At 67.5% G+C, this 24,329-nt stretch carries 23 protein-coding genes; 5 read left to right on the forward strand and 18 right to left on the reverse strand.

Going from position 1 to position 24,329, the window contains the following annotated elements; all coding sequences use genetic code 11:
• Positions 1–67 precede the first annotated feature (67 nt).
• Complete coding sequence (locus tag ACLM5J_RS06650) at positions 68–1,273, reverse strand: acyl-CoA dehydrogenase family protein (protein ID WP_413655300.1); 1,206 nt, start codon at positions 1,271–1,273, stop codon at positions 68–70.
• 29 nt (positions 1,274–1,302) lie between these two features.
• Positions 1,303–2,331 carry a phosphotransferase family protein gene (locus ACLM5J_RS06655; protein WP_413655302.1) on the reverse strand — a complete coding sequence of 343 codons (1,029 nt, stop codon included), beginning with the start codon at positions 2,329–2,331 and terminating at the stop codon, positions 1,303–1,305.
• 87 nt (positions 2,332–2,418) lie between these two features.
• Here ACLM5J_RS06655 and ACLM5J_RS06660 point away from each other — a divergent pair, with 87 nt between their 5' ends.
• Positions 2,419–3,261, forward strand: coding sequence for a TetR family transcriptional regulator (locus ACLM5J_RS06660; RefSeq protein WP_413655303.1), 843 nt, complete (start codon positions 2,419–2,421; stop codon positions 3,259–3,261).
• A gap of 31 nt (positions 3,262–3,292) precedes the next feature.
• Here the strand turns inward: ACLM5J_RS06660 and ACLM5J_RS06665 are convergent, their stop codons facing one another.
• Positions 3,293–3,997: a TetR/AcrR family transcriptional regulator gene (locus tag ACLM5J_RS06665; RefSeq protein ID WP_413655304.1), complete on the reverse strand. Its 705-nt coding sequence runs from the start codon at positions 3,995–3,997 to the stop codon at positions 3,293–3,295.
• A 155-nt stretch (positions 3,998–4,152) separates the two neighbouring features.
• Between ACLM5J_RS06665 and ACLM5J_RS06670 the strand changes: the two genes are divergently transcribed.
• On the forward strand, positions 4,153–5,004 hold the full coding sequence (locus tag ACLM5J_RS06670) for a 3-hydroxybutyryl-CoA dehydrogenase (protein ID WP_413655306.1): 852 nt from the start codon (positions 4,153–4,155) through the stop codon (positions 5,002–5,004).
• 21 nt (positions 5,005–5,025) lie between these two features.
• Positions 5,026–6,192 (forward strand): acyl-CoA dehydrogenase family protein, encoded by a 1,167-nt coding sequence (locus tag ACLM5J_RS06675; RefSeq protein WP_413655307.1) that lies wholly within the window; start codon positions 5,026–5,028, stop codon positions 6,190–6,192.
• Positions 6,193–6,249: 57 nt separating this feature from the next.
• On the opposite strand, the gene ACLM5J_RS06680 is transcribed toward ACLM5J_RS06675, so the two are convergent.
• Together ACLM5J_RS06680 and ACLM5J_RS06685 are read right to left on the reverse strand one after the other, a co-directional pair.
• Positions 6,250–8,151 carry a class F sortase gene (locus tag ACLM5J_RS06680; protein ID WP_413655308.1) on the reverse strand — a complete coding sequence of 634 codons (1,902 nt, stop codon included), beginning with the start codon at positions 8,149–8,151 and terminating at the stop codon, positions 6,250–6,252.
• A gap of 244 nt (positions 8,152–8,395) precedes the next feature.
• Positions 8,396–10,441, reverse strand: coding sequence for a PKD domain-containing protein (locus tag ACLM5J_RS06685; protein WP_413655309.1), 2,046 nt, complete (start codon positions 10,439–10,441; stop codon positions 8,396–8,398).
• 151 nt (positions 10,442–10,592) lie between these two features.
• Here ACLM5J_RS06685 and ACLM5J_RS06690 point away from each other — a divergent pair, with 151 nt between their 5' ends.
• Entirely contained in the window at positions 10,593–12,104 is a 1,512-nt protein-coding gene (locus tag ACLM5J_RS06690) for a YncE family protein (RefSeq protein ID WP_413655311.1), read from the forward strand.
• A 22-nt stretch (positions 12,105–12,126) separates the two neighbouring features.
• On the opposite strand, the gene ACLM5J_RS06695 is transcribed toward ACLM5J_RS06690, so the two are convergent.
• The 10 genes from ACLM5J_RS06695 to ACLM5J_RS06740 form a co-directional block, all read right to left on the reverse strand.
• A complete protein-coding gene (locus tag ACLM5J_RS06695) occupies positions 12,127–13,647 on the reverse strand; it encodes an acyl-CoA synthetase (RefSeq protein WP_413655312.1) in 1,521 nt (506 codons plus the stop codon).
• Between the two features lie 394 nt (positions 13,648–14,041).
• Positions 14,042–14,689 carry an SDR family NAD(P)-dependent oxidoreductase gene (locus tag ACLM5J_RS06700; RefSeq protein WP_413655314.1) on the reverse strand — a complete coding sequence of 216 codons (648 nt, stop codon included), beginning with the start codon at positions 14,687–14,689 and terminating at the stop codon, positions 14,042–14,044.
• Positions 14,690–14,795: 106 nt separating this feature from the next.
• Positions 14,796–15,812 carry a magnesium and cobalt transport protein CorA gene (locus ACLM5J_RS06705; protein ID WP_413655315.1) on the reverse strand — a complete coding sequence of 339 codons (1,017 nt, stop codon included), beginning with the start codon at positions 15,810–15,812 and terminating at the stop codon, positions 14,796–14,798.
• 270 nt (positions 15,813–16,082) lie between these two features.
• On the reverse strand, positions 16,083–16,538 hold the full coding sequence (locus tag ACLM5J_RS06710; protein WP_413655316.1) for a pilus assembly protein TadG-related protein: 456 nt from the start codon (positions 16,536–16,538) through the stop codon (positions 16,083–16,085).
• The gene (locus ACLM5J_RS06715) at positions 16,531–16,974 is read right to left on the reverse strand and encodes a hypothetical protein (RefSeq protein WP_413655317.1); all 444 of its coding nucleotides are present in this window, start codon (positions 16,972–16,974) and stop codon (positions 16,531–16,533) included. Before ACLM5J_RS06715 ends, ACLM5J_RS06710 begins: the two co-directional genes overlap by 8 nt.
• The gene (locus ACLM5J_RS06720; protein ID WP_413655318.1) at positions 16,971–17,360 is read right to left on the reverse strand and encodes a TadE family protein; all 390 of its coding nucleotides are present in this window, start codon (positions 17,358–17,360) and stop codon (positions 16,971–16,973) included. Before ACLM5J_RS06720 ends, ACLM5J_RS06715 begins: the two co-directional genes overlap by 4 nt.
• Entirely contained in the window at positions 17,335–17,517 is a 183-nt protein-coding gene (locus tag ACLM5J_RS06725) for a hypothetical protein (protein WP_413655319.1), read from the reverse strand. Before ACLM5J_RS06725 ends, ACLM5J_RS06720 begins: the two co-directional genes overlap by 26 nt.
• A gap of 25 nt (positions 17,518–17,542) precedes the next feature.
• Positions 17,543–18,463, reverse strand: a complete 921-nt coding sequence (locus tag ACLM5J_RS06730) for a type II secretion system F family protein (protein ID WP_413655320.1) — start codon at positions 18,461–18,463, stop codon at positions 17,543–17,545.
• Positions 18,460–19,323 (reverse strand): type II secretion system F family protein, encoded by an 864-nt coding sequence (locus tag ACLM5J_RS06735; RefSeq protein ID WP_413655322.1) that lies wholly within the window; start codon positions 19,321–19,323, stop codon positions 18,460–18,462. Before ACLM5J_RS06735 ends, ACLM5J_RS06730 begins: the two co-directional genes overlap by 4 nt.
• On the reverse strand, positions 19,323–20,237 hold the full coding sequence (locus tag ACLM5J_RS06740) for a CpaF family protein (RefSeq protein WP_413655324.1): 915 nt from the start codon (positions 20,235–20,237) through the stop codon (positions 19,323–19,325). Before ACLM5J_RS06740 ends, ACLM5J_RS06735 begins: the two co-directional genes overlap by 1 nt.
• A gap of 591 nt (positions 20,238–20,828) precedes the next feature.
• Between ACLM5J_RS06740 and ACLM5J_RS06745 the strand changes: the two genes are divergently transcribed.
• The gene (locus ACLM5J_RS06745) at positions 20,829–21,182 is read left to right on the forward strand and encodes a hypothetical protein (protein WP_413655325.1); all 354 of its coding nucleotides are present in this window, start codon (positions 20,829–20,831) and stop codon (positions 21,180–21,182) included.
• 271 nt (positions 21,183–21,453) lie between these two features.
• On the opposite strand, the gene ACLM5J_RS06750 is transcribed toward ACLM5J_RS06745, so the two are convergent.
• The 3 genes from ACLM5J_RS06750 to ACLM5J_RS06760 all read right to left on the reverse strand — a co-directional run bounded on the left by ACLM5J_RS06750 (position 21,454) and on the right by ACLM5J_RS06760 (position 24,131).
• Positions 21,454–22,086: an HNH endonuclease gene (locus ACLM5J_RS06750; protein WP_413655326.1), complete on the reverse strand. Its 633-nt coding sequence runs from the start codon at positions 22,084–22,086 to the stop codon at positions 21,454–21,456.
• Between the two features lie 142 nt (positions 22,087–22,228).
• Positions 22,229–23,044: a hypothetical protein gene (locus ACLM5J_RS06755; RefSeq protein ID WP_413655328.1), complete on the reverse strand. Its 816-nt coding sequence runs from the start codon at positions 23,042–23,044 to the stop codon at positions 22,229–22,231.
• 1 nt (position 23,045) lies between these two features.
• Positions 23,046–24,131 carry a hypothetical protein gene (locus tag ACLM5J_RS06760; RefSeq protein ID WP_413655330.1) on the reverse strand — a complete coding sequence of 362 codons (1,086 nt, stop codon included), beginning with the start codon at positions 24,129–24,131 and terminating at the stop codon, positions 23,046–23,048.
• Positions 24,132–24,329 lie beyond the last annotated feature (198 nt).

A 24,329-nucleotide genomic window follows, 5' to 3' on the forward strand; every position in this document is an offset into this window, starting at 1 on the left:
CACCGGGAAGAGATCGACCGCCGGGAACAAGCTCGCGGTCTCGACAAGCTCGACCTCCGAGATGAACTCAGCCGACGAACGGCGGCACCCGGCGCAACTCCTGCTGGGCCATCGTCCGGCGGTGGACGGCGTCCGGGCCGTCGACGATCCGCAGCACCCGGGCCCAGGCATAGAAGTAGGCCAGCGGCGTGTCGTCGCTGACGCCCGCTGCCCCGAAGACCTCGATCGCCCGGTCGATCACGGCGCAGGCGACCTGCGGAGCGGCGACCTTGATCGCGGCGATCTCAGTCCGCGCACCGCGCGCGCCGTGGTGGTCGATCAGCCAGGCGGCCTTCTGTACCAGCAGCCGGGCCTGGTCGATCTCCAGACGCGAGTTGGCGATCAACTCCTGGACCACGCCCTGCTCGGCCAGGGGCTTACCGAAGGCGACCCGCTCCTGGGCGCGGCGCACCATCAGTGCCAGCGCCCGCTCCGCCATCCCGATCGCCCGCATCGCGTGGTGGATCCGGCCGGGGCCGAGACGGGCCTGGGCGATCTTGAAGCCGTCGCCCTCCTCGGCGAGCAGGTTCGCGACCGGCACCCGGACGTTGTCGAAGACGATCTCGGAGTGACCGTGCTGGTCCTGGTAGCCGAAGACCGGCAGGTGCCGCTCGATGGTCAGGCCGGGGGTATCGCGCGGCACCAGCACCATCGACTGCTGACGGTGCGGATCGGCCTGCGGATCGGTCTTGCCCATCACGATGAAGATCTCGCAGCGCTCGTCGGCCACGCCGGTGATCCACCACTTCCGCCCGTTGATCACGTACTCGTCGCCGTCGCGCTCGATCGAGGTGGCGATGTTGGTGGCATCCGAGGAGGCCACCTCAGGCTCGGTCATCGCGAAGGCGGAGCGGATCTTGCCGGCCAGCAAGGGCTCCAGCCACCGCTCCCGCTGTTCGGGGGTGGCGAAGAGTTCGAGGGTCTCCATGTTCCCGGTGTCGGGTGCCTGGCAGTTGATCGCCTCGGGGGCGATCACCGGCGACCAGCCACTGACCTCGGCGACCTGCGCGTACTCGAGGTTCGAGAGCCCGGAGAGCTTGGGCAGGAAGAGGTTCCACAGCCCGCGCTTCTGGGCCTCGGCCTTGAGCTCCTCCATGATCGGCGGGTAGGCGTGCTCACCGTGCTCGGCCAGGTAGGCGTACCACTCCTTCTCGGCCGGAAGCACGTGGGAACGCATGAAGTCCCACATCTTCTCGGTGTAGTCGGCGGCGGCTGCTGAGGGTGCGAAATCCATCGGAGTCTCCTGTGGTCGGTGCGACGAGGTCAGAGGTAGGTGAGGCCGGTTGCGGCGAGGTTGCGGATCTCTTCGTCCAGGTTTCCGAAGTCCTGACCGCCCATTGCGCCCGCCGCCGAACGGGCGACGACGCCCTGAGCGATCACTGCGAACTTGAAGTGCGCGAAGGCGATGTAGGGGTTCAGGTCGGAGAGGTCGACACCGGAACGGGTGGCGTAGCGCTCCAGCATCTGGGCGCGGGTCGGGAACCCTTCCTGGTTGGTGACCCCGGGGATCAGCGCCGGGAACTGCTCGCCGGGCTCGGCCCAGAAGAGCATCAGCAGGCCGAGGTCCGCTAGCGGGTCGCCGAGCGTGGAGAGCTCCCAGTCCAGGACCGCGCCGATCCGGCCCGGGCTTTCGGGGGCGAAGACGACGTTGTCGAAGCGGTAGTCGCCGTGCGCGATCGAGTTGCGCTGCTGGGGTGGGATCGCGGTGGCGAGACGGCGCGCGAGTTCGTCGACGTCGGCGACCTCGTGGGTGCGACTCGCCTCCCACTGCCCGGTCCAACGCCGGACCTGGCGCTCCAGGAAGCCGGCGGGGCGACCGTAGTCGCCGAGGCCGACCGCTTCGTAGTCGACGGCGTGCAGGTCGGCCAGCACGTCGGCGAAGGCCCAACTCATCGCCTGACGGCCGGCGGCGTCGTCGGCATAGCCGGCCGGGAGTTCGCCGCGGATGATGTGCCCCGGGACCCGCTCCATCACATAGCAGGGCAGCCCGAGCAGGTCGCCGTCGTCGCTGAGGACGATCTTCGCGACCGGTACCGCGGAGTCGGCCAACGCACGCTGCACCTTGGCTTCGCGCCCCATGTCGTGCGCGCTGGGCAGCAGTTTGCCGGTCGGCGGACGGCGGAGCACGAGCTCACCGGCCTCGCTGCGGATCAGGAAGGTGAGGTTCGACTTGCCCCCGCTGATCAGCGAGGCGTCGAAGGAGACCCAGCGGTCGTCGCCGGTGGCCCGGGCCAGGGCGGGCCCCAGAACGGTGGGGCGGATCAACTCGTCGAGCTGCGGCTTATGCGACATCGCAGGTCACTCCCGGTAGACAACTGAACAGACCTAGTGATCGTACGGTCTTGTTCAGATCTGCGCTAGAGACTTAGAGTGTTCAGTATGACTGAACACATGGGTAGCACGGTGCGGGCTCTACGCACCCAGCGCGGGCTCTCCGTCCGGGCTCTCGCCGCGACCCTCGGACTCAGCCCTGCGACGATCAGCGCGATCGAGAACGACAAGGTCGGCGTCACGGTGGAGCGGCTGCACGCACTGGCTGCCGCACTGGAGGCCACCGTCGAACGTCTCCTACAGCCGGCACCGCGTCCCACCGAGCCGGCCACCACTGCCGACGAGGACTGGCGCAGCTTCGCCACCCTGGAACTCGACCCTGCCCTGGACGCAGCGCTCCGCCTCTTCGTCCAGCACGGCTTCGCGGCCACCACGATGCGCGAGATCGCGGCAACCGCAGGCCTCAGCGTCGCCGGGATCTACCACCACTACGAGAGCAAGCACCGCCTCCTCGAAGCCGGGCTCGACCTGACCATGTCCGAGCTCGACTGGCGGGTCCGGGCGGCGCGCGACGAGGGCGGCACCGCGGCCCAGCAGTTCGCCCGGATGGTCGAGGCACTGGCGCTCTTCCATGCCCACCGCCCCGACCTCGCCTTCATCGGCGCCAGCGAGATGCGCAGTTTCCACGGCGACGCCGCGGTCCGGATCAGGCAGCAGCGCAACGAGCTCCAGTACCTGATCGATGCTCGGGCCGAGGCCGCGATCGCGGACGGAACCTTCACCACGCCGAACCCACGCCCGGCGCTCCGCGCGATCTCCACGATGTGCACCTCGCTCCCCCAGTGGTTCCGGCCGGACGGCGAACTCAGCACCGCCCAGATCGCGCACGAGTTCGCCCGTCTCTCGCTCGGAATGCTCGGCGCTCGGGTGCCGGTCGCTCCCTGGACCTGAGACACCCACCACCTCGAAAGGCGGAGGTGGATCAGGCGTTGCGCAGGGCCGAGCGGACCGCCTCGGCCGCCTGGTCCGGAGTGAGGTCGCTCCGCACCACCAGAACGATCGATCCGGACGCCTCGCCCGCAGTCGCCCGGGCCGGTACAGAAGCTTCTCCCGCGGCTTGGTCGATCGCGGTCCCGAGCAGCGCCGTCAACTGGTCCATCGCCTCCTCGAACTCCTCGTGCGGGTGCTCGGAGAGCCCCCGCAACCAGCGCCGCAGAACGTGGTTGTGCGCGGTCACCACAGCGTTGGCGGCGACCTCGGCGAGCAGCGCGTGCTGCTCGCCGAGCCAGAGCGTCAGATGCTCACGGAAGATCTGTTGATAGCGCTGCATCCCGGCGATCTCGCGCTGACGCAGCGCCGGGACCGTCCGGGTCAACCGGTAGCGCGCCCGCGCCAGATCCCCCTCGGCGAGGTAGTGGTCGAGGACGGTGCGCGCCGCCTCGACGATCGCCAGTTGTCGACTCCGCGGCGTCGCGGCATCGAGCCGGGCACTGATCCGCGCGGTCAGGATCTCGTGCTCCGGAAAGATCGCCGCCTCTTTGGAGCCCAGCATCCGGAAGAACGTGGTGCGGCCGACCCCGGCCCGCTCGGCGATCTGATCCACGGTGGTGACGTCGTACCCGTGCTCCTCGAAGAGCTCGTAGGCAGCAGCCACCATCCGGTCGCGGGCGCTGGATGCGGGAGACATCGTCAGACCTCCTGGGTCGTAGGCATGGGTCGGCGGCGCTGGTGCGGTAGCAGGAGCGTACGGCCCGAACAGTTGGTGGTATTGAGTTCCGCTACTAAGGTACGCAGTACCACGAAGATTTCTCGACTCCGGTCGAGCACGAGGAGGGACTGAGCATGGAGCGGATCGGCGTAGTCGGATGCGGGCTCATGGGAGCCGGTATCGCTGAGGTGTGTGCACGTGCGGGCAAGGACGTCATCGTCGCCGAGTCCTCGCCCCAGGCGGTCGCCGCCGGGCACGCTCGCCTCGAGAAGTCGCTACAGCGTGCCGAGTCCCGCGGCAAGATCGACTCCGCCGCCGACGTGATGGCGCGGATCCGCGTCGTCGACGACCTGAACCAGCTCGCCGACCGCGACCTGGTGATCGAGGCGATCGTCGAGGACGAGGCCGCGAAGACCGACCTGTTCCGCAAGCTCGACGCCATCGTCACCTCCCCCGATGCGATCCTCGCGTCCAACACCTCCTCGATCCCGATCATGAAGCTCGGCGTGGTCACCTCACGCCCCGAGCGGGTGCTGGGCATCCACTTCTTCAACCCGGTGCCGGTGCTCAAGCTCGTCGAGCTGGTGCCCTCGATCGTTACCGCCAAGGAGGCGACCGAGCAGGCGCGCGCCTTCGTCGAGAACGACCTCGGCAAGTCTGCGATCGACTGCCAGGACCGGGCCGGCTTCGTGGTCAACGCCCTGCTGATCCCCTTCATCCTCTCCGCGATCCGGATGTACGAGTCCGGTTTCGCCAGCGCCGAGGACATCGACAACGGGCTGGTGCTCGGCGCCGCCCACCCGCAGGGGCCGCTCGCCCTCGCCGACCTGATCGGCCTCGACACCACCAAGGCGGTCGCGGAGTCGCTCTACGACGAGTTCAAGGAGCAGCTCTACGCCGCTCCCCCACTGCTCAACCGGATGGTCGACGCCGGGTTGCTCGGCCGCAAGACCGGCCGGGGCTTCTACACCTACGACGCACGCTGAGAAACGGGGAAACGCTTCATCATGGCTGGAAACAAGGACTTCGACCTCTACCGCACCTCTGAGTTCCACGACGAACTCCGCGACGCGGTCCGCGCCGTCTGCGAGGCCCGGATCGCGCCGCACGCGGCCGACGTCGACGAGAACGCGCGGTACCCGCAAGAGGCCCACGACGCCCTGATCGAGACCGACTTCTTCGCCCCGCACGTGGCAGAGGAGTACGACGGCGTCGGCGCCGACGCGCTCGCCACCTGCATCGTGATCGAAGAGGTCGCCCGAGTCTGTGGCTCGTCGTCGCTGATCCCCGCCGTCAACAAGCTCGGCTCGATGCCGCTGATCCTCGGCGGCTCCGAGGAGCTGAAGAAGAAGTACCTGACTCCGCTGGCCAAGGGCGAGGGCGGCTTCTCCTACGGCCTCTCCGAGGCGCACGCCGGCTCGGACACCGCCGCGATGAAGACCAAGGCGAAGCTCGACGGCGACCACTACATCCTCAACGGCCAGAAGTCGTGGATCACCAACGCCGGCATCTCCGAGTACTACACCGTGCTCGCGGTCACCGACCCCGACGGCCCGCGCGGGCGCAACATCTCCGCCTTCATCGTGGAGAAGTCCGACGAGGGCTTCACCTTCGGCGAGAAGGAGAAGAAGATGGGGATCAAGGGATCCCCGACCCGCGAGCTCCTCTTCGACAACGTGCGGATCCCCGCCGACCGGATGATCGGCGAGCCCGGCACCGGCCTTCAGCTCGCGCTGCGCACTCTCGACCACACCCGGGTCACCATCGGTGCCCAGGCCGTCGGTATCGCCCAGGGTGCCCTGGAGTTCGCGACCAACTACGTCAAGGAGCGCCAGGCGTTCGGCAAGCGGATCGCCGACTTCCAGGCCCTGCAGTTCATGCTCGCCGACATGGCGATGAAGGTGGAGACCGCCCGCCAGATGGTCTACGTGGCTGCCGCCAAGTCGGAGCGCGAGGACGACGACCTCGGCTTCTACGGTGCCGCCGCCAAGTGCTACGCCTCGGACATCGCGATGGAGGTGACCACCGACGCCGTGCAGCTGCTCGGCGGCTACGGCTACACCTCCGACTTCCCGGTGGAGCGGATGATGCGCGACGCGAAGATCACCCAGATCTACGAAGGCACCAACCAGATCCAGCGTCTGGTGATGGGGCGCGCCGTCCTGGCTCGCTGAGGTAGGAAGCAGTCGGCCCCCGCCAGATGGCGGGGGCCGACTGCTTCCTCGTCCTTCTCAGCCGATCGGCTTGGCGGTGATCACCAGGTTGTTGGCGTAGTGGAAGCGACCGTTACGGACGACCTTGTCCGAACAACTGATCACGACCAGACGATGCGCTCCGGTGGTCCGGAACAACTGGGACGGCAGCGGCTTGCTGCGTGAGTAGCGCGCCACGCCGGTAACCCGGTAGCGATGCACCTTGCCGTCGATGCGGTAGCTGAGCACCTGTCCACGACGCACCTTCCGCAGGTTCCACAGTGCGCCTGGGCGGTCGGCAGGATCCGAGACGTGACCGGCCAACACCGTCGTCCCGATCGCGTCGCCGATATCCGCTGAACTTCCCAGGCGGCCGACCTGTGCCACCCCCGGCAACAGCATCCTGCCCTTCCGGTGGCCGACCACGCGGACCGAACCCTGGATGTCCGCGGCTGCCGCGGTCAGGGTCTCCACCGATCGGCGAGCACCGGTCGACGGAGCGACACCGCTGAATCCACTGTCCACAGTCGTCACCGTGTAGGTGGACTTGCGCACCAACGTCGTTTCAGCTGCCAGACCGCATCGGTGTCTCGCGGCCTTGTTGTGGCTGTCCTTGCTGGTCTGCGCGACCCACGTGTAGTGGCCGGGCTCGGTGACCTTGACTGCCGGCGTCCGCACGCTGCCGTTGCGTGGCGTGAACTCCACCGTGGCAACCGCGTTGGCCGGCCGACACACGTTCTTCGTCACCCGGGCGAACGGACCGTACAGCGTGGCTCGCCCCTTCGCACCGTGCCCGGGCACGAAGCCGGAGAGCTGCACCGTGTCGAAGAGCTTGGCGCCGGGCTTGACCACCTGCGCCGAGGCCTTGGTGGTCAGGATCGGCCGCGCGACGACGCGGAAGGCGACAGCGGATTCGACGTCAACCGCTGCGCTTCGGCTGAAGCGCGCGAACACCTGGCAGTCGTCATCATCGGCCTTGGCCCACTGCAGGTGATCCGCCTGCGCGACCCGCACTGCAGCGTTCAGCCCGTACGACCCCGATGCACTCGGGGTCAGGCACAGCTCGACGACGCGTGGGGTGTTGACGTCCGTGCCGGCAACGGTGAGCTCGTTGCCGCTCAACGTGCCGGGGCCACTGCAGACCTGCAGCGAGCCGACAGCGGTACCGGTCGCGGTGAGCGTGATCGGCTGGTTGAACACGTTCGTCCGCAGTCGCAGTACCCGCTTCTGGCCCACGAGCACGTCGGCCGAGCCCGCGCTGAGGTTCAGGTCGACGAGTGCGGTGCCGGGCACCTTGGCCAGCACTGCCGCCTGCTCCGCGGGAGGGAAGTTCTCCGCACAGTTCGCCTCGAAGGCCGCTTGCACGTACGTGGGATCGGAGACACACCAGACCAAGTTCTGGAGTGCCGACCGGTTCGGAGTGGTCGTCTGATCTGCGCGGGTGGCTCCCGCGTCGTTGAGCCCCGTCGGCGTGTAGTCATAGCCATGGGTGAGCAACCAGGCGATCACTCGCTCCTGGTCCGAGTTCAGTCGGGGGTTGCTCGCCCGGTCGACCATGTCGCCCACCACGGTGGCGCCATTGTTCAGCGTGCCCCCTGCCCCGATGTCGCCGCAGGCCTTCTTCGTGATGTCGGTGCAGAACATCCAGACCGACTCCGGGCCGCCTGACTCCGCGTCGTAGTAGGCGCCGCACAGCGGTGGATAGGTGTCCCAGGCGCCGCCATAGCTGTCGTAGAGCGGGACGACATTGCCTGCGTTGTAGGAGTCGAGGCGCGCCCCGAATACGTGCGTCAGATCGGTGTAGCCAGCGTTCAACGCGGGGTCCGCATCGGCCGGATCGTCCAGCGTGGTGCCATCACATTGCGGCGCGTTGAAGGCTGCCACCGGCACTGGCGGCGCATCCCCCGCGCGCGCCGACTGCTGGGACACCAGCGCAAGCACCGGCACAATCAGAAGAGCGGCCGCCACGATGCCCAGCCGTCTTGAGCGTGTTCTGCTTCTTACCTGCCTCATTCGCGCCGTACCTTCCTGGGCGCCCCGGGTGCCCCGTTCGATAGCTTTGAGAAGTAACGAACGAATACCCCGAACGTGACGCAACTCACTCATGGGCGCGATGGGTGACGGTGCCTTTCGAGTCGGGTCCGGCGCTGGTCCGGCAACCCGGGCTCGCCCCGAGCCAGCCCGTTCAGGGCGTCGGCGGGACGACGATCGTCCAGCTGATCGCCTTGCTGGCAACGATCCCGGCGTCCGCACTGACGGCGGCGAGTGGGCCCGCGGGCAGCGCCAACCGGTCGCCGGCGACCGAGGTCAGCAGGCCACCGCCGCTGCCTTGAGTGGCACCGCGGCTGGTCAACGGCACCGGCAGGGTCCAGCCATGAGGAGCGGAGACCTTGTCGGCCCAGAACCAGAGGGCAGCGCTGCCAGCAGTCGACACGCTCGCGGCCGGTGCGGCGTGGACAGCCGTGCTGCCCGGCTCGGCGCGCCCGGTGACCACCGGCAATCCGGCGTCGCGGTAGGCCACCAGGTGGGTGACCACCTTGGAGTAGGCGTCGAGGCCGACCCGAACCGTGCTGCCCGCTACCCCCGCCTGCGCCGCGCGGGTCAACACCCAGGAGCGCACGTCGGTGCCGTCGGAGACCTCACCGAGGTTGCTCCAGCCGGTCGGCACCGTGATCGTGCCGGCCCGGTTGACGGTGACCACCATCAGCAGGCGATCACCGACCTGCACTGCCGCAGGCACCACCACCGCCGTCTGCGTGGTGTTCGCGTTCTGACTTGAAGCGCCGACGAACGACACCTCGGTTCCGGTCGTCGGCGGGTCGACCTCGAAGTCGATCGTGGTGCTGGCAGTGGCTCCGTCGTTGTCGGTGACTGTGAGAGTCGCTTGATGCGGACCGAGGGCGAGTTGTCGCTGGACCTGCACCCCGCTAGCGCTGCCGCCGTCGTCGAAAGCCCAAGCCCAGTTGACGATCTGGCCATCGGAGTCGGTCGACATCGCTCCGGAGAAGGTGCAGTCGGTACCGTCACAGGCCGCCGAGGCGCGCGCGACCGGGGGCGCATTGGGCACCTGCGCGTCGGCGACCAGGACCACGGAGTATTCGGCACCGCCACCCCCGGCCAGCACCGCGTTCTGCACCCCCGGGACCACGATCGCCAGCGGACGGTCGACGGTCGTTCCGTCACCCAGTTGACCCGCACCGTTCTCGCCCCAGGCCATCACCCGACCGTCGCCGAGCACGGCCAGCCCGTGGTCACGGCCGGAACCGATCGAGACCGCGCCGGCAACTCCACGGACCGCCACCGGGCGGGTCCGTTGGGTGGTGGTGCCGTCGCCGAGGTTCGATCGATAGTTACGGCCCCAGGAGGAGACCGTGCCATCGACGTTCCGGGCGTACGAGTGGTGCGCGCCGGCGGCGACCTCGGCCACCCCGGAGGCGAGCACCTGTGCGGGCAGGAGCCGATCAGTGCTCGCCCCGGCGTTGCCCAACCCCAGTTGGCCGTAGTCGTTCGACCCCCACGCCCAGACGCTGCCATCGGTGCGCACCGCCAGGGCGTGGTCCCTGCCACCGGAGATCTGAACGACCCCGGTGAGACCTTGCACCGCTACCGGCGTCAAGCGACGAGCGGTGGTGCCATCCCCCACCTGGCCCTCGTCGTTGCGGCCCCAGCCGACGACCGTGTGGTTGGCCCGGATCGCATAGGCCATGTCCCGGCCGGCGACGATCGCGATCGCATCGTTCACGCCGCTGACCAGGACCGGGGTCCGGCGCAGAATGGTGGTGCCGTCGCCGAGCTGTCCGTCCGCGTTGTAGCCCCAACTCCAGGCCCGGCCGTCCGCCCCCAACGCCATCGAATGGTTGTGGCCGGTCTCCACCGCCACGATGTTGCTCAGCCCCGGCACCTGCGCCGGAGTGCTCCGGTTGGCGGTGCCGCCGGTACCGAGCTGGCCGTGCTGATTGCTCCCCCAGGTCCAGACCGTGCCGTCGCCACGGAGCGCGACCACGTGTTCCCGCCCGCCGTGCAGGTCGATCACGTTGTCGAGCCCGACCGCGGCCGCCGTCAACCGGGGCGCGGTGCCGCCGGTCCCCAGCTCCCCGTAGGAGTTGCCGCCCCAGGTCCACGGCGTCGAGGGCGCGCTCGCCGCCCGCGCGGCGCCGTCGGTGGCGACGAGGAAGAGCATCGTCAGCAAGCAGGCCAGCATGCAGCCCAGCCCCACGCGAACCTTGACCATCTCCGCACGCTAAGTCGCACCCTTGGCGCGAGCATCCCCGGAATGTGAGGAAATCCGCTCAATGTGACCTCACAGTCCGATTTCCCGGCGTTTTGGCGCCGTCACGTCACATTGAGCGTGACTGGGCAGGGCGTTTCTCGTTGATGAGTCCATGCGAAGGACTGCTGGACTCTGTGCTCTGTTGACCGCTGCCGCCGTCGGTGCCGCCTGGACGATCGGTGACGCCGCCGTCCCGGAGCGCGCTGCGGCGAGCGCCACCATCTCCAGCGCCGTTTCCAACGCCGCCGCAACCGGTGCCGCAACCGGTGCCGCCGCCAACGCCGTGTCGAACGCCGCTCGGTCGGCTCCCCTCAGTGCCGCTCCCGGGTCGGCCCGGTTGACGCCCGTCGTGGCGAAGAAGAAAAAGAAGAAGCTGCGCAAGCGCGACGTGATGGTGATCGGCGCGAACTGGGGCGGTACTGCGAGCATCGTGGACGCCCGCACCTACCGGACCCTGCGCACCCTCAACATCGTGCCGGACAAGGCGCAGGAGATGCAGGAGATCTGGACCAACCCGCTCCGACTCGCGCTCTACCTGGTGATCCAGCAGGTGATCGGACAGGGCCACGACCAACTGGTCGACGATCTCTTCACCACCCGCGACGGAAACCTGGTCGCCGTCTCCCGGCCCAGCTTCGGCGACGTCGTCTGGATCGACATGGCCACCAACAGGATCGTCGCCGAGCAGCAGATGGAGGGCTTCCGTACCGACCACATGGAGGTCTCCCCCGACGGCACCCGACTCCTGGTCTCCGACTCGACCGCCAAGAAGGTGCACGAGTACGTGCTCGGCGGACGCGGGAACCCCGACACCGGCAAGAAGCTGCGCACCTTCCCCTCCGGCGAGACGCCGCACGAGTCGAACTTCATCGCCGGCGGCAAACGGATCGTGCACGCCAGCATCGGCCGGGTCTACACGCCACTGGACGCCGGCGAGTTGGGCGAGCTCGGCAACGTGATCAAGGCCGACCGGTGGCTGCAGATCGTGCGTAACTCGGACTTCAAGATCCTGCAGCGCTGGGACATCGGCAAGGAGCTCGCCGAGGCGGGCTATCCGCAGATGAGCTCCGCGGTGCGTCCGATGGCGATCTCGCCGGACGAGCGTTACCTCTACCTCCAGGTCTCCTTCTTCCACGGCGTCGTCGTCTTCGACACCCAGGCCAAGGACCTCAACAACACCGTCGACTACACGCTCGGCGGGGTGCCGGAGCCGCGGACCGGCCGGGTGCTCCGGTTGGTCCACCTGCCCATCAAGGAGTCGGTGAAGACGATGCCGCGCGAGGAGTACGTCCTCGACTCCGCGCACCATGGAATGGCGATCAACAAGGCGGGCACCAAGCTCTGCGTCGCGGGCACGATGTCGGACTACGGCGCGATCGTGCGGATCGGCAACCTGACCAGCGGCGCATGGAAGCAGAAGATCTTCAACGCCGGCCTGAAGCCGTACTGGGCCACCACCAGCCCCTACTCGAACACCTGCTGGATGTCGATGAGCGGCACCGACCAGGTCGTCGTCTACAACTACAAGCGCGAGAAGGTGGTCGCCAAGGTGAAGACCGGCGACCACCCGCAACGCGTCCGCGAGGGCCACGTCAGCGCCCGGGTGCAGCGCGCCTGGCGCTGAGCACGACGCTGGCGCGACCGGCTCAGCTGAACTGGTCGCGCAGCTCCCGCTTGAGCAGCTTGCCGCTCTGGTTCCGGGGCAGTTCGGCGACGGTGATCACCCGCTTGGGGATCTTGAACGGCGCGAGGTTCAACCGGGCGTGCGCGATCAGCGCCTCCTCGGTGACCTGCTGGCCGTCCTTGAGCACGACGACGGCGGTGACCGCCTCGATCCACTTGGGGTCCGGGGTGGCGATCACGGCGACCTCTGCCACTGCTTCGTGGGTGTAGAGGACGTCCTCGACCTCACGCGAGGCGACCAGGACGCCGCCGGTGTTGATCACGTCCTTGATCCGGTCGACCACGGTGATGTAGCCCTCCGCGTCGCGGACCACCATGTCTCCGGAGTGGAACCAGCCGCCGCGGAACGCCTCCTCGGTGGCCTCGTCCTTGTTCCAGTAGCCGAGGCAGAGCTGGGGCGAGCGGTAGAGCAGCTCACCGGAGGTACCGTCCTCGACGTCGTTGCCCTCCTCGTCGACCACGCGCATCTCGACGAAGGTGATCGACCTACCACAGGAGTCCGGACGCTGCGCGTGCTCCTCGGGCCGCAGTACGGTCGCCAGCGGACCGATCTCGGACTGGCCGAAGCAGTTGTAGAAGCCAAGGTCCGGGAGCTCCTGAGCCAGCCGCTCCCGGACCGGCACCGGCATGATCGACGCGCCGTAGTAGGCCTTGCGCAGCGACGAGAGGTTCGCCGGGTCGTAGGCCGGGTGGTTGGCCAACGGCACCCAGACCGTCGGCGCGAGGAAGAGCGCGCGGTGCTGGTTCACCTCGACCAGGCGAAGCAGTTCCGGAACATCCGGGCGGGGCAACAGGTGGTTGGTCGCGCCGACCATCAGGTACGGCAACAAGAAGACGTGCATCTGCGCCGAGTGGTAGAGCGGCATGCAGTGCAGCGGGGCGTCGTCCTCGGCGAAGTCGAGGGCGATCACCGACGAGAGATACTCGTGCATCAACGCCCGGTGGGTCATCATCGCGCCCTTCGGCGCCGAGGTGGTGCCCGAGGTGTACAGCAGTTGGACGAGGTCCCGGTCGTCGGTCTCGACGTCGAGCTCGGGTACATCACCCGTGCGCCACGCCTCCAGGACGCTGTCCTCGGTGCCGTGCAGCAACAGGATCTGCTCCAGATCGGTCTCCGCCTGGACCGCCTCGACCGGCCCTTGGAGCTCGACGTCGACCAGGGCGATCCTGGCCCCCGAGTCCTTGAGCAGATAGGTGAGCTCGCGTCCGGTGAGCGCATAGTTGACCGGTACGTGGACCAGACCGGCCCGGGCACAGCCCAGGTAGGCCAGCAGGTAGGCGTCCGAGTTGGCACCGACAGTCGCCACCCGCTCCCCGGCCCGTAGGCCGAGTCCGAGCAGATAGGCGGCGGCGCGGCTGGTCGCTGCGTCGAGTTCGGCGTAGGTCCAACTCCGGTCAGCGAAGGTCAGGGCCACCCGGTTCGGTTGGCGACCGGCGCTGCGCCGGAGGACGGAGTCGACAGTGTTTCCTCGGGGATCGCTCATGGCCCGAGAGTAGCCAAGTTGTGATGGCCACCACAGGCACCGTTGCGCCCTCGTCAACACCTCAGCCGAACCGACGACCGCTCAACTGAGATGGGCGGGGGCGCCGACGGCGCGGTGTTAACACCGACCCTGCCGCGCGTGCTCCGGGGGTTTGCGACCTCCACCCAATGCTGGCGGGGTCCGGTCGTGCTCCGACCGATCAGACGGCCCGCTGCGGCGTTCCGGGCGCTGTTCACCCCTTCGAATCACCGGGCCTTGCTTTGCCGAGATGCGCCTACTCTGCGCATCAGTTCCAGTGCGCCGAGCCCTACCGACGGCATCACATCGAGGCCACGCACCAGGAGGCCGCGCCACCGCGGCACCACCCGGAAGAGCTGTCGGCTGTCGACGAGGGCTAGCCCCTTGCGCGCCACCTGCTCCTCGGTGAGCAACTTGGGGCTGGAGAAGGGGTCGCCGCAGCGGGGTCGGCGGCGTGCGAAGTCACCATCTGGGTGCCGACGACGTCCGGGCACAGTGCCCGGACCCGGATCGGCAGGCCTGCCTGGCGCAGGTCCCCGGCCAGCGACGTCGTGTACGACAGTGTCGCCGCCTTGGTCGCGGCGTAGAGCGCCAGTCCCGGCACAGGGGTCAGCGCCGAGAGCGAGGCGACGTTCAAGATGGTGCCGCCTCGCGTGCCCATCGCGCGGACCGCTGCTGCCGAGCCGGCCATCACCCCCCGGACGTTGACGTCGAGGATCGTCGCCAACTCCTCGTCGCGGTGTTCCCAACTGTTGCCCGCGACGAGCACCCCCGCGTTGTTGACCCAGATCCCGAGAGGCGCGAGTTTCCCGGCCTGTCGAGCGACCTCGTCGTGGGAGGCGATCTCACGGACGTCCTGGACCATTCCCACCGCGCCTCGACCGATGGTGGCAGCCGCGGAGGCCACCGCCTCCTGGTCGATGTCGGTGAGCACCACCCGGTGTCCTCGATCGGCGAGTTGGCGAGCGAACTCGAACCCGATCCCGCGGGCGGCTCCGGTGACGACTGCTGTGGTTGACGACATGTCCGTGACGCTAGGTCGAGCTCCGGGCCGCGAGCATCGGCCATCAGCCCAAAACCACCCGGTCTTGTTGGGCGGGGGTGCTGCTGTCTGTGGCGGAGACGGCGGCTCAGAGCCAGCCGCGACGGCGGAAGACCAGGAAGAGCCCACCACAGACGCCCGCCATCAGCGCCAACGCGAAGCCGTAGCCGTAGCGCCAGTGCAGCTCCGGCATCAGGTCGAAGTTCATCCCGTAGATCGTGCCGATCAGGGTGGGCGCGAAGAGGATGGCTGCCCAGGCCGAGATCAGCTTCACCTCCTCGTTCTGGGCGATGCTGGCTTCGGTGAGCCGCTGCATCTCTTCGTTCTGCCGTTGCCCGACCAGGGTCGAGTTCACGGTCAGGATGTTCTGCAGCAGCGCTCGGAAGGAGTCGATCCGCTCGATCAGCTTGATCACGTGGTCCTCGACGTCGCGCAGGTTCCGCTGTAGCTCCGGCTCGACCCGGTACTTGTCGAAGCCCAGGTTGAGGCTGCGCAGCATGCCGAGCAACGGCCGGGTGGCCCGCTGGAACTCGATCACCTCACGGGTCAGTTCATAGATCCGTCGGGAGACCGTCGGGTCTCCTTCGAAGACCTGGTACTCGATCTCGTCGATGTCGTTCTCCAGGCCGTCGCAGACCGGCTCGTAGGCGTCGACGACCTCGTCGAAGATCGCGTAGAGAACCGCCTCGGGACCGAGCCGCAGCAGTTCGGGGTGTGCCTCCATCCGGCGCCGTACCTTGGCCAGGTTCGGCGACTCGGCGTGCCGCACGGTGACCACGAAGTCGGGGCCGGTGAAGACGTGGAGTTCGCCGAACTCGACCCGCTCCTCGGCGTCCAGGTAGCGGGCCGGCCGGAGCACCGTGAAGAGCAGGTCGTCGTACCGCTCCAGCTTGGGCCGTTGGTGCGCCTTGATCGTGTCCTCGAGGGCCAAGGGATGGAAGGAGAACTCGGCCGCGACCGTGTCCAGCTCCTCGCGGGTGGGGCGATAGAGGCCGATCCAATCCATCCCGTTGACCTCGCGCACCAGTTCGTTGGTGACCTCGTGCGAAGAGGACAGCGCGTGGCGGCATCCGTCGACGTAGACGGCGTTCTCGATGGTTCCCATGATGGCTCCTAGACAGGCCGGAGCACCCCGACCTGGCGGGCGTGCAGAAGAGGACGGCGCGGTCGACACACGCGCACTCGTCACGCCGGGGCCAGCAGAACCACGAAGTGCGGATCAGGGCAGCGGCGAAACGCGTTGGGGACTATCACCACCGGTACTCACCGCTACCACCTCCTCCACCTCGGTCTGAGAGCCATGCCCAGGGGCATGGACCTCGAGTGTCGCATGTCGGCCGCAGGCGCGAGCCATCGGTGTCGCTGGTCGGTACCGCTATCCGGCTACTCGCAACGCAGCAGCGGCCGTCGCACCGACCTCACCGTCGGTCAACCCCGAGACGGTGATCGGCAGGTCCAGGGGTGCGCGCAGGGAGACCTCGACGGCGTCGGCGCGGACCCGGACCGCGACCCTGAGACCGGGGTGGTCGGTGAAGGCGCCGGTCTCGCGGAGATAGGCGTGGACGGCGTCGGTGGCCAGCCCGGTCGCCAGCGGCACCCGGTCACCGTTGCCAACACCGTCCAGACCTCCGGTGAAGATCGCCGCGTTCCGGACCTCGTTGGCACCGCTGAGAGCCGCACCGTCGGCGAGATTGTCGAGGGCTTGGCGTTGCAGGTAGCCGGCCGAGGCGTCGACGACCACCCCCACTAGGAGGACCAGCACCACCGCGAAGCCGATGATCAGCACCATCACGGTGCCGGTCTCCGGACTCGGTGTCCGTCGCTCACTCACGAGACGCCTCGATGTACCTGCCACTCGGCACCCGGTGCGTCGAGGTCACCGCGAAGCTCGGCGAGCCGCCGCCCAGTGCGTCGGGCAGCAACGGCAACTGGACCTGGGCACGCACCACCACGCTGGCCACCGACCCGGGCGAGAGGCACGGCTGTGGCCGACAGCTGATCTCCAGCTCGAAGTCACTGATCCCCTGGTCCCGCAGGGCGATCGCAGCGGCAGTTCGCGCGCGGCGGCGCCCCTCCTCCGGGGAGTCGGCGAGGGTGAAGGCGCGTCCCGCGGCCCGGGAGGCGGCGCTGACACCGAACGCCCCGCGCTGCACCTCGAAGGTGGAGAGCAACAGGTAGACCAACGGCACCAGGAGCAGGATCGCCAACCAGACGAACTCCACCATCGCGCTGCCGTCCTCATCGCGAAGCGGCATCGCCCGGATCACCGTGGCTCCTTGAGTCCGTGGCCCTCGACCTCGAGACGCACGCTGGGACCGAACAGCCCTAACGCGGGGACCTCAGCAGTGATCCGGACCTCGATCACCTCGGCGCCATCGAGGCGCAGCGAGCGCGCTTCGACGCCGTGGAGAAAGCGATCCGCGACCACCGCCTCGGCCCGTTCCCGCGCGTACCGCTCCCCCGCCTCCAGGCCGACGTCGGAACGCCCCGCGTAGCGAGCCCCTTCGGTCGCGGCCGAGGTCAGCGTGTTGCGAACATGCAGCACCACGGCGACCTGAATGATCCCGAGCACCAGCGGCATCAAGATCACACAGATCAGCACGAAGTCGACGACGGCGGCGCCGCCCTCAGCCTCGGACCGAGCCGAGCGCATCGCGCAACATCGCCTGCAGTTCGCCACCGGCGAACTCCCACAACCCGGCCACGATGCCGGCTGTCATCACGGCCAGGAGGACCCAGCCCGGAACGTCCCCACGCTCACTGCCCCAGCTGTCCTTGGTCCGCGACGTCCCCCGTCCACCTGTACCCATCCCGAGATTCCCTTCACCTGTGCGGTCACGGCGTGACCATCGACAACCCGACGGCACCTGGCCAGAAGGCGAAGAGGATCGTGACCGGCAGTACGAAGAAGACCACCGGCACCATCATCGCCACCTCCTTCCGGGCGCCCACCTCGATCAACTGCCGACGTGCGCCTTCACGCACGTCACCGGCCTGCGCGTGCAGCACCTCCGCCAACGGGGTGCCGCGTTCGACGGCGACCGCAACTCCCTCCGCGAACCGGCTCACCGCCGCCAGCCCGGTACGGGCTGCCAACGCATCGAAAGCCAGCGCGACCGGGGTCCCGGTCCGGATCTGGGCCAGCACCGAACTCAGCTCCGTGGCCAACGCACCACGAGTCCGGCGCACCACCCGGTCCAGCGCTGAGGTCGGTGACTCCCCCGCCACCACTGCCAGCGCCAAGAGTTCGGCGATGACCGGGAACTCGACCATGATCTGACGCTCGCGCCGCCTTACCTGGCTGGTCAGCCAACTGTCTCGCGCCACCACACCCGCCACGAATGCCGCCGCACAGAGCAACGCCAGGCCGAGCGTCCGCGACGGATCGCTGATCGCCCGCAACACCGCGTAGACCGCGACCACCGCCAGCGGCACCAGTCCCCATTGCACCTGCTCGATCCTGAACTCCTGCACGGTCTTCGCAGTTCCGGCATCACGGAGCCGACTTCGAACGGAGGCCGAGCCACCCAGGATTCGGTCGATCCACCCGGCTGCGCCGGTCAGCAACGGCCCGAAGACACCAACCACGACATTGGTCTGGCGCAACGGCGCCGACGGGTGGCGCGTGGCCACGTCACGCACGTAGGGCAGCACCCGATCACGGACGTCGACCCGGCGCAGGTTCCACAGACCCCAGCAGAGCAACCAGATGCCGAGGCCGCCCGCGCCACCGACCACGGCGCCCCAGCCGCTCACCGCAGGATCCTCTGCTCGGTAGGGAGCCGCCCGATCCGGACCATGATCTGGTAGGCGAGCACGCAGCAGCCTGCTCCGAAGAGCAGCACCAGCACCCCGGCTCCGGAGGCGAACGCTGTCGCAGCGTCGCTGGAGAAGCTCATCACCAGGAGTACCAGCCAGGGTGCCGCGACCGCGATCCGAGCACCGTTGACCGTCCAGGCCTGGCGCGCTTCCAGCTCGGAACGGACCCGTTCGTCGTCACGCAGATGCCCCGACAGGCTCCGCAGCAGCCGCCCCAACTCGGTACCACCGACCTCACGGGCGATCCGCAACGCCTCCACCACCCGGTCGCCGACCGGGTCGGCCAGCGTCTCCTTGAGCCGATCCAGGCAGGGACCGAACCGCCCCGTCGACTGGTAGTCGCGCCCGAAGCTCTCGAAGGCCGGGCGCAGCGGCTCCGGACCACGGATCGCCAAGCCGGCAAGGGCTTCGGGCAACGACAACCCGGCCCGAACCCCGGACGACAGGTGGTCGACGGCCTCGGGCCAGACCAGCGCGAACTCCCGTTGCCGACGACGGGCCCGCCCCCGGAGCACGGCGACGGGGAGCCAACCGGCGATCGCAGCGAAGGCGAGCGAGATCGGCACCGTCCGGGCGACGATCTGGAGCACCAGACCGGCCGCGAGTGCGCAGGCGAGACAGAGCAGGACCACCGACCGTGCCGAGACACCCGTGGCACCGGCCCGTTCCAGGAGCAGACCCACCGGCGAAGGACGCCGGGTTCGGGCCGCCTTCTCCGCCACGTCGCGCGGCGTCACCAGAGCGATCCAGATCAGCCAGAGGCCGATCCCGGCGGCGAGCCCCAGCGCGGCGCCCATCAGTTCGTCGCCGTCAACGTGGTCAGGTCGAAGCCGAGCCGGGTGAAGTTCTCGCGGCGGGGTGGTTGGCCCCCGGTCGGACGCAGCCCAGCGCCGTCGCGCAGAAAGATGGATTCGGTCTCGATCACGCTGCCCTCGACCCGCCCGGGTACACCGAGGATCTCCACGACCTCTCGTCTCCCCGAAGGAGTGAGCCCGACCTGAACCACCAGGTCGACACTGGCCGCGACCGTCGGCACCACGAAGCCCGCCGAGATGTTCTCGCCCGCCAGCAATGGCAACGTGCACATCTTCACCAGTGCTTCGCGAGCGGAGTTCGCATGCAGCGTGCACATGCCGGGGACGCCGGCGTTCAACGCCAGCAACAGGTCCAGGCATTCGGCCGCCCGGACCTCGCCGACGATGATCCTGCTCGGCCGCATCCGCAGCGACTCCTTGACCAGGTCGCGCAGTCGCACCTCGCCGGTCCCCTCCAACCCGGCTTGCCGCGTCTGCAGCGCGACCCAGTCCGGATGCGCGAAGCGGAGTTCGAAGACCTCCTCGGCTGAGATCACCCGCTCCCCACCGGCGATCGCGCCGGCCAAGGTGTTGAGCAGAGTCGTCTTGCCACATTGGGTTCCGCCGCTCACCAGGATGTTCAACCCCGCGCGGACGGCGGCCTCCAAGAAGCGCGCGGCAGCCGGAGTCAGGGTGCCCAGCTCGACGAGGTCGTCGATTCGCGCGGCCCGCATCGTGTGCTTACGGATGTTGACCGCGGTGAAGCCGTGCGCGATTCCCTGCAGCACCACATGGAGCCGGTGCCCCTCGGGCAGGAGCGCATCGACGAAGGGCTGCGAAAGATCGAGTCGGCGGGGTAGATCGCGAAACCGGGTTGACCTGCGGGCACTCGCGATCCCAACTGGGGCCAATCCCATCGCCAGGACGGCAAAATCCCATGCCCATGCTCAAGCGGCAACCGGAAAGGTATTCCGGCAAGCTGTGCCGGGCACGAACAGGTCGGTGGTGAGCCCCGGACAGGGGCGAAGGGCATGCATCATGTGGTCGAGCAGGGTCACGGCCGAGCCAACGGAACTGCGGAAGGGCGTCCGCCGCTCTCTGACGGACCCCGGATCACCACCTCGCACGACCGGCAGCCGCCGTCAGTGTGCTGGCAACCAAAGCAATCGAGTGCCCCGATGCGGGTCTAGTCGGAACCCGGCGCGACGGCCCGACCGGCAAGAACGCGAGAATCCGACTCCGAGCGCAAGGCCTCAGGTTCCCTTCAAACGTGCGGGGCCGCGCGCGACGTTGCGGCATGACCTAACTGCCGGAACCGCTTCACGCAGTCCAGAGCATCGGCTAGACTCACACTCAGAGGCAACCGTGCTTGCCCGTCTCCGAGCCGACAGGTCCCCGCGTGGCCCACGGTGTCGAGGACAAGGTCGCGAGATCGCACTTGATATCGGACTCACCCTTCACGAACCAATCAGGGTTGAGACGCGGGGTCGACCTTGGGAAGACGCGTAATGACTAAAAACGCAAGCAACAAGAAGTTCATCCGCCTCCTGATGGAGGAAGCGGGCATCCCGTACTCCGAAGCGAAGCGTCGTATCGAAGCTCCCTGCGACCACTACATGATCGTCGGGATGACCTACTCCGGCGATGACGCTGTTGTCTGCACGGACTGTGGCCTTTCCTCGGCTGTCATCAGTAACGAGCACGCTCAGGACATCTACCTTGAGTGCGAAGTCCACACGTTGTACGCAGCGCGTCTCGCGAACAACGTGCGCGAATGCATGAATTCCTACGGCGTCGGCGACGAGGGCGATGGCCCGGTGTTCATGTCCTGCGAGGCGGAGTTTCCAGGCTGGGCTGACTGACGGAGGATCTCTCCAACGTGGGTGTCAGTGAGGACTTTGAATTCTTCGCTGACACCCACGCCGCCGAGAAGGTCTACGTCAGGTAGGAGCAGGTGCAACAGTCGAGGTTGAGCACAGAGATAGCGCTGCCATGAAGTAGGAGGCCACCTGTCACGGAGTGGCCTGGGCAGGAAGCCGCAGGGCGGGTTGGAGTACATGACGTAGTGGGCCGCGAGCGCCGTAGCCGCGCCTTCTGCGCGAACCACCTGTCCTCGCGGTGTGGTGCGACGAATCAAAACACCTGAGCGCGATGTTGGGCTAACCACGTGACGCGGTTCTGGGCCCAGTCGCTGGCGTCGCAGACGCGCAACGGTTCCCGGGCGTAGACCCGAAGCCACAGTCGCTTACTTGTAGCACGGCTCTCGGGGTCAGTGGCCTCCGTGATGCAACTGTTGGTCTTGTGTCGGTGGCAGGCGTTGCACAGCAGTTGCAGGTTCTCAAGGTCGGTTGAGTCCCCGGCGATATGGTCGATTTCGGTTCCTTCGCCGTTACACCGGACACAACGTCCACCGTCCCTGGCGATCACCTCTGCACGGCGTTTGGGGCTCAGCCTCCGGGCGTTCTTGTTGTAGGTACCCGTTACCGCATGTGCCATCTTGGTGCGGACCACAGCGTCAATGTCTTCTGGCCAACCGTCCGGGTGCTCGGTCAACTTCTTGCGGGTGTACCGCACAACTTCGGCTTCCAGCCTGCAACGGTTCGTGCAGTAGGTCTTGCTTCTCGTTGCTTCGAACGTTTCGCCACAGTTCGGGCACACGCAGGCGTAGACCTTGGGTGTTCGTGGTGGACGGGTCTTCCGCTGCCGTGCAGTGGAAGACTTCTTCGCTCGCTGAGGGATGGGAACAGTCGTCCAACCGATGGTCATGGCACGTCATAACCTTTCAGCGCTGCTGCATCGGTGCATCCCGCGACGGTACCGCGGGAACATGCCACCCTCGCGGGGCCGCGTTGTTGGCCAAGGAGCGACTCGGCCGTGCCTCGGCACACCGGCATCCCGCGGTCTTCGTTCAGAGATCCCACGGCTGATCTTTCGCCCACCAGAGGAACTCTCCTGTGTGCGGCCGGTCCACGAAACCGTCGCCGGTCAACTCGTTGAGCAGGTCGTTGCTCCACACGATGAGGCGGCCAATCGTCCAGTTGACGCTGTCTGGCCTCGGTAGAGCGAGACCGTAGACGGACTTGGCCATGATCGCTTTTTGATCGTAGGTGACGATCGTGAGGAAGCGCTCCGGATAGACCACCGCGAGGACCTTCGTGAGCAACGCTTCCTTGAAGCCTGGCATCGAGAAGGAGAACTTGCCGCGGATCAGGTCGGTGAGCCGGTTCTCTAGCGACGGGTCGGGGCCACGGAGGAGGTATTCGACCACTTGCTGGACGCGATCGGCGCCCCGCTCGGGGTTCGCGTTCCACGCCTTGTTGAACTCGGTCATGATCCCCGAGTAGACGCCGGTGGGGTCGTTGGCGAACGCCTTCAGGTCCACCGGATCGGCATGCGCCAGTCCCGCAGCACCGAAGATCTCCTGGTACTTGGCCCAGTACAGTGCGACCTTCGGGTCCGGCTGAGTGCGCACGTCGGAGAGGAACTGATCTTTCAGCCTCTCTGCACGCACCCGCGCTTCGCGCTCGACGTCTTCTGGCTTCGGGAAGCGCTGGCGAAGCAACGCCGACGAGGTCACCGCCGGTGGGACTGCCGTCTCCGGCTCTCCATGCTCCCACGTGTAGTCGCAGCGGCGGCAGACCACGCGCTTTCGGCCATCCGGTAGCCGTTTCACCAAGTCGACGTCTTCCTCATCGGTGCACAACGGGCACATGACGAGGGCCATGTCAGTCTTCGATGCCGAACGCTGCGGTGACCTGCTCGATGGTGAAGGCGTTTCGCATGCGTGCGGCGCTGTTCTGGTTGGCAAACATGCCCGTCTTCCAGAAGCCCTGCTCCCGCGGCACGACATGGTCCCACTCGATGGCAACGGCCCACTCGGCAACGTCGTCCGACTCATCCCCCGGGCGGGCGTAATTGCCTGCTAGCGGGAGGTCCGTTATCCGCTGCTCGGCACCGTCTACCTCGACCGTCGTGTCATCGAAGCGTCGTGCTTCGGCGAGAACGGTGCCGACGCCGACGTAGCCAACCTTCGGAATGCAGGCGAAAACCCGTGCGCCCACCGGAAGGTTCTTCAGAGTCCGCGAGAACCACTTGTCTCCACCCGCAGAGACGAAGCCGTACTTCATCGCGTCGGACCATTGGCGGCCGTCGGGGAACTCACCGAAGGACACGTACCAGTCGTGGCCGTTCCAAGGTTCCTTCGACTTCTTGGTGCGCGAGGCTGCCTTGCTCTCGACCTGGGTCTCGTTGTCGACCAGCCAGGTGCGGGCGAGGTAGGAGGTGTTTTGGTCTTCGAAGTGCCGGAAGAAGACGACGTTGACGGGGACCTCGAAGGTCTCATTGAGGAACCGGACGATGCGCTCAGTCGCGGGGTCGACGCTTGCTGCGACGATCGTTAGCACTTGAGCCTCGTTCAGGTCTTCGGGAGGCGCCTCTCCAAACGATTCGGCGAATGCCTCCTCGAAGGCAAGTCCCGGCTTGTACTTCTCAAAAATGCCGACGATGTCCGAGCGGCTCAGCGTCGAGACCCACGAGCCGTAGTCGAGCGCCTGGGCGACGACGTCTCGCGGTGTCTTGTCGCGCTTCAGTTCAAGGACGTGAACTACCCCTTCGCCGTCGATCGCAAGAAGGTCCACGAACCCACCGTGTGCCGTGGGCACCTGGCGACCGACGATCAGTAATGGCTGCCCAAGGAGGGTCGGGTCGGACTCGATGTAGGCCTCCAACTGCGACTCCAGACCGACCGCGCTCGGCGTGATCCGGCTCAGCTTGTCACCATCGGCCCTCCACAGGCCCATCTCCAGTGCCACGTAGTGCTCCTTGCGCTGTGGGGCGACTGCCCACTCCCTGACCCTGATGCAGAACTTAGGCTAAGGCGTCAGGCTCCGCTGCGGATTGCGTTGGTCGACCCCCTCCTCGTCGCACGCACCTACCAGACGTGACCGCAACGGATGAGTTCCTCCTGGGAAGTGGTGACTTTGCCGTGGCGTAGGCCCGGTCTCGCCCGT

This window comes from Nocardioides sp. Bht2 (assembly GCF_047308515.1).
Lineage (GTDB): Bacteria > Actinomycetota > Actinomycetes > Propionibacteriales > Nocardioidaceae > Nocardioides.

What these genes read in the sequence shown, in the direction of transcription:
- ACLM5J_RS06650 (WP_413655300.1), bottom strand. Translation starts at nt 1,273, where the DNA reads ATGGATTTCGCACCCTCAGCAGCCGCCGCCGACTACACCGAGAAGATG.
- ACLM5J_RS06655 (WP_413655302.1), bottom strand. Translation starts at nt 2,331, where the DNA reads ATGTCGCATAAGCCGCAGCTCGACGAGTTGATCCGCCCCACCGTTCTG.
- ACLM5J_RS06660 (WP_413655303.1), top strand. Translation starts at nt 2,419, where the DNA reads ATGACTGAACACATGGGTAGCACGGTGCGGGCTCTACGCACCCAGCGC.
- ACLM5J_RS06665 (WP_413655304.1), bottom strand. Translation starts at nt 3,997, where the DNA reads ATGTCTCCCGCATCCAGCGCCCGCGACCGGATGGTGGCTGCTGCCTAC.
- ACLM5J_RS06670 (WP_413655306.1), top strand. Translation starts at nt 4,153, where the DNA reads ATGGAGCGGATCGGCGTAGTCGGATGCGGGCTCATGGGAGCCGGTATC.
- ACLM5J_RS06675 (WP_413655307.1), top strand. Translation starts at nt 5,026, where the DNA reads ATGGCTGGAAACAAGGACTTCGACCTCTACCGCACCTCTGAGTTCCAC.
- ACLM5J_RS06685 (WP_413655309.1), bottom strand. Translation starts at nt 10,441, where the DNA reads ATGGTCAAGGTTCGCGTGGGGCTGGGCTGCATGCTGGCCTGCTTGCTG.
- ACLM5J_RS06690 (WP_413655311.1), top strand. Translation starts at nt 10,593, where the DNA reads ATGCGAAGGACTGCTGGACTCTGTGCTCTGTTGACCGCTGCCGCCGTC.
- ACLM5J_RS06695 (WP_413655312.1), bottom strand. Translation starts at nt 13,647, where the DNA reads ATGAGCGATCCCCGAGGAAACACTGTCGACTCCGTCCTCCGGCGCAGC.
- ACLM5J_RS06700 (WP_413655314.1), bottom strand. Translation starts at nt 14,689, where the DNA reads ATGTCGTCAACCACAGCAGTCGTCACCGGAGCCGCCCGCGGGATCGGG.
- ACLM5J_RS06705 (WP_413655315.1), bottom strand. Translation starts at nt 15,812, where the DNA reads ATGGGAACCATCGAGAACGCCGTCTACGTCGACGGATGCCGCCACGCG.
- ACLM5J_RS06720 (WP_413655318.1), bottom strand. Translation starts at nt 17,360, where the DNA reads ATGCGCTCGGCTCGGTCCGAGGCTGAGGGCGGCGCCGCCGTCGTCGAC.
- ACLM5J_RS06725 (WP_413655319.1), bottom strand. Translation starts at nt 17,517, where the DNA reads ATGGGTACAGGTGGACGGGGGACGTCGCGGACCAAGGACAGCTGGGGC.
- ACLM5J_RS06735 (WP_413655322.1), bottom strand. Translation starts at nt 19,323, where the DNA reads ATGGGCGCCGCGCTGGGGCTCGCCGCCGGGATCGGCCTCTGGCTGATC.
- ACLM5J_RS06740 (WP_413655324.1), bottom strand. Translation starts at nt 20,237, where the DNA reads ATGGGATTGGCCCCAGTTGGGATCGCGAGTGCCCGCAGGTCAACCCGG.
- ACLM5J_RS06745 (WP_413655325.1), top strand. Translation starts at nt 20,829, where the DNA reads ATGACTAAAAACGCAAGCAACAAGAAGTTCATCCGCCTCCTGATGGAG.
- ACLM5J_RS06750 (WP_413655326.1), bottom strand. Translation starts at nt 22,086, where the DNA reads ATGACCATCGGTTGGACGACTGTTCCCATCCCTCAGCGAGCGAAGAAG.
- ACLM5J_RS06755 (WP_413655328.1), bottom strand. Translation starts at nt 23,044, where the DNA reads ATGGCCCTCGTCATGTGCCCGTTGTGCACCGATGAGGAAGACGTCGAC.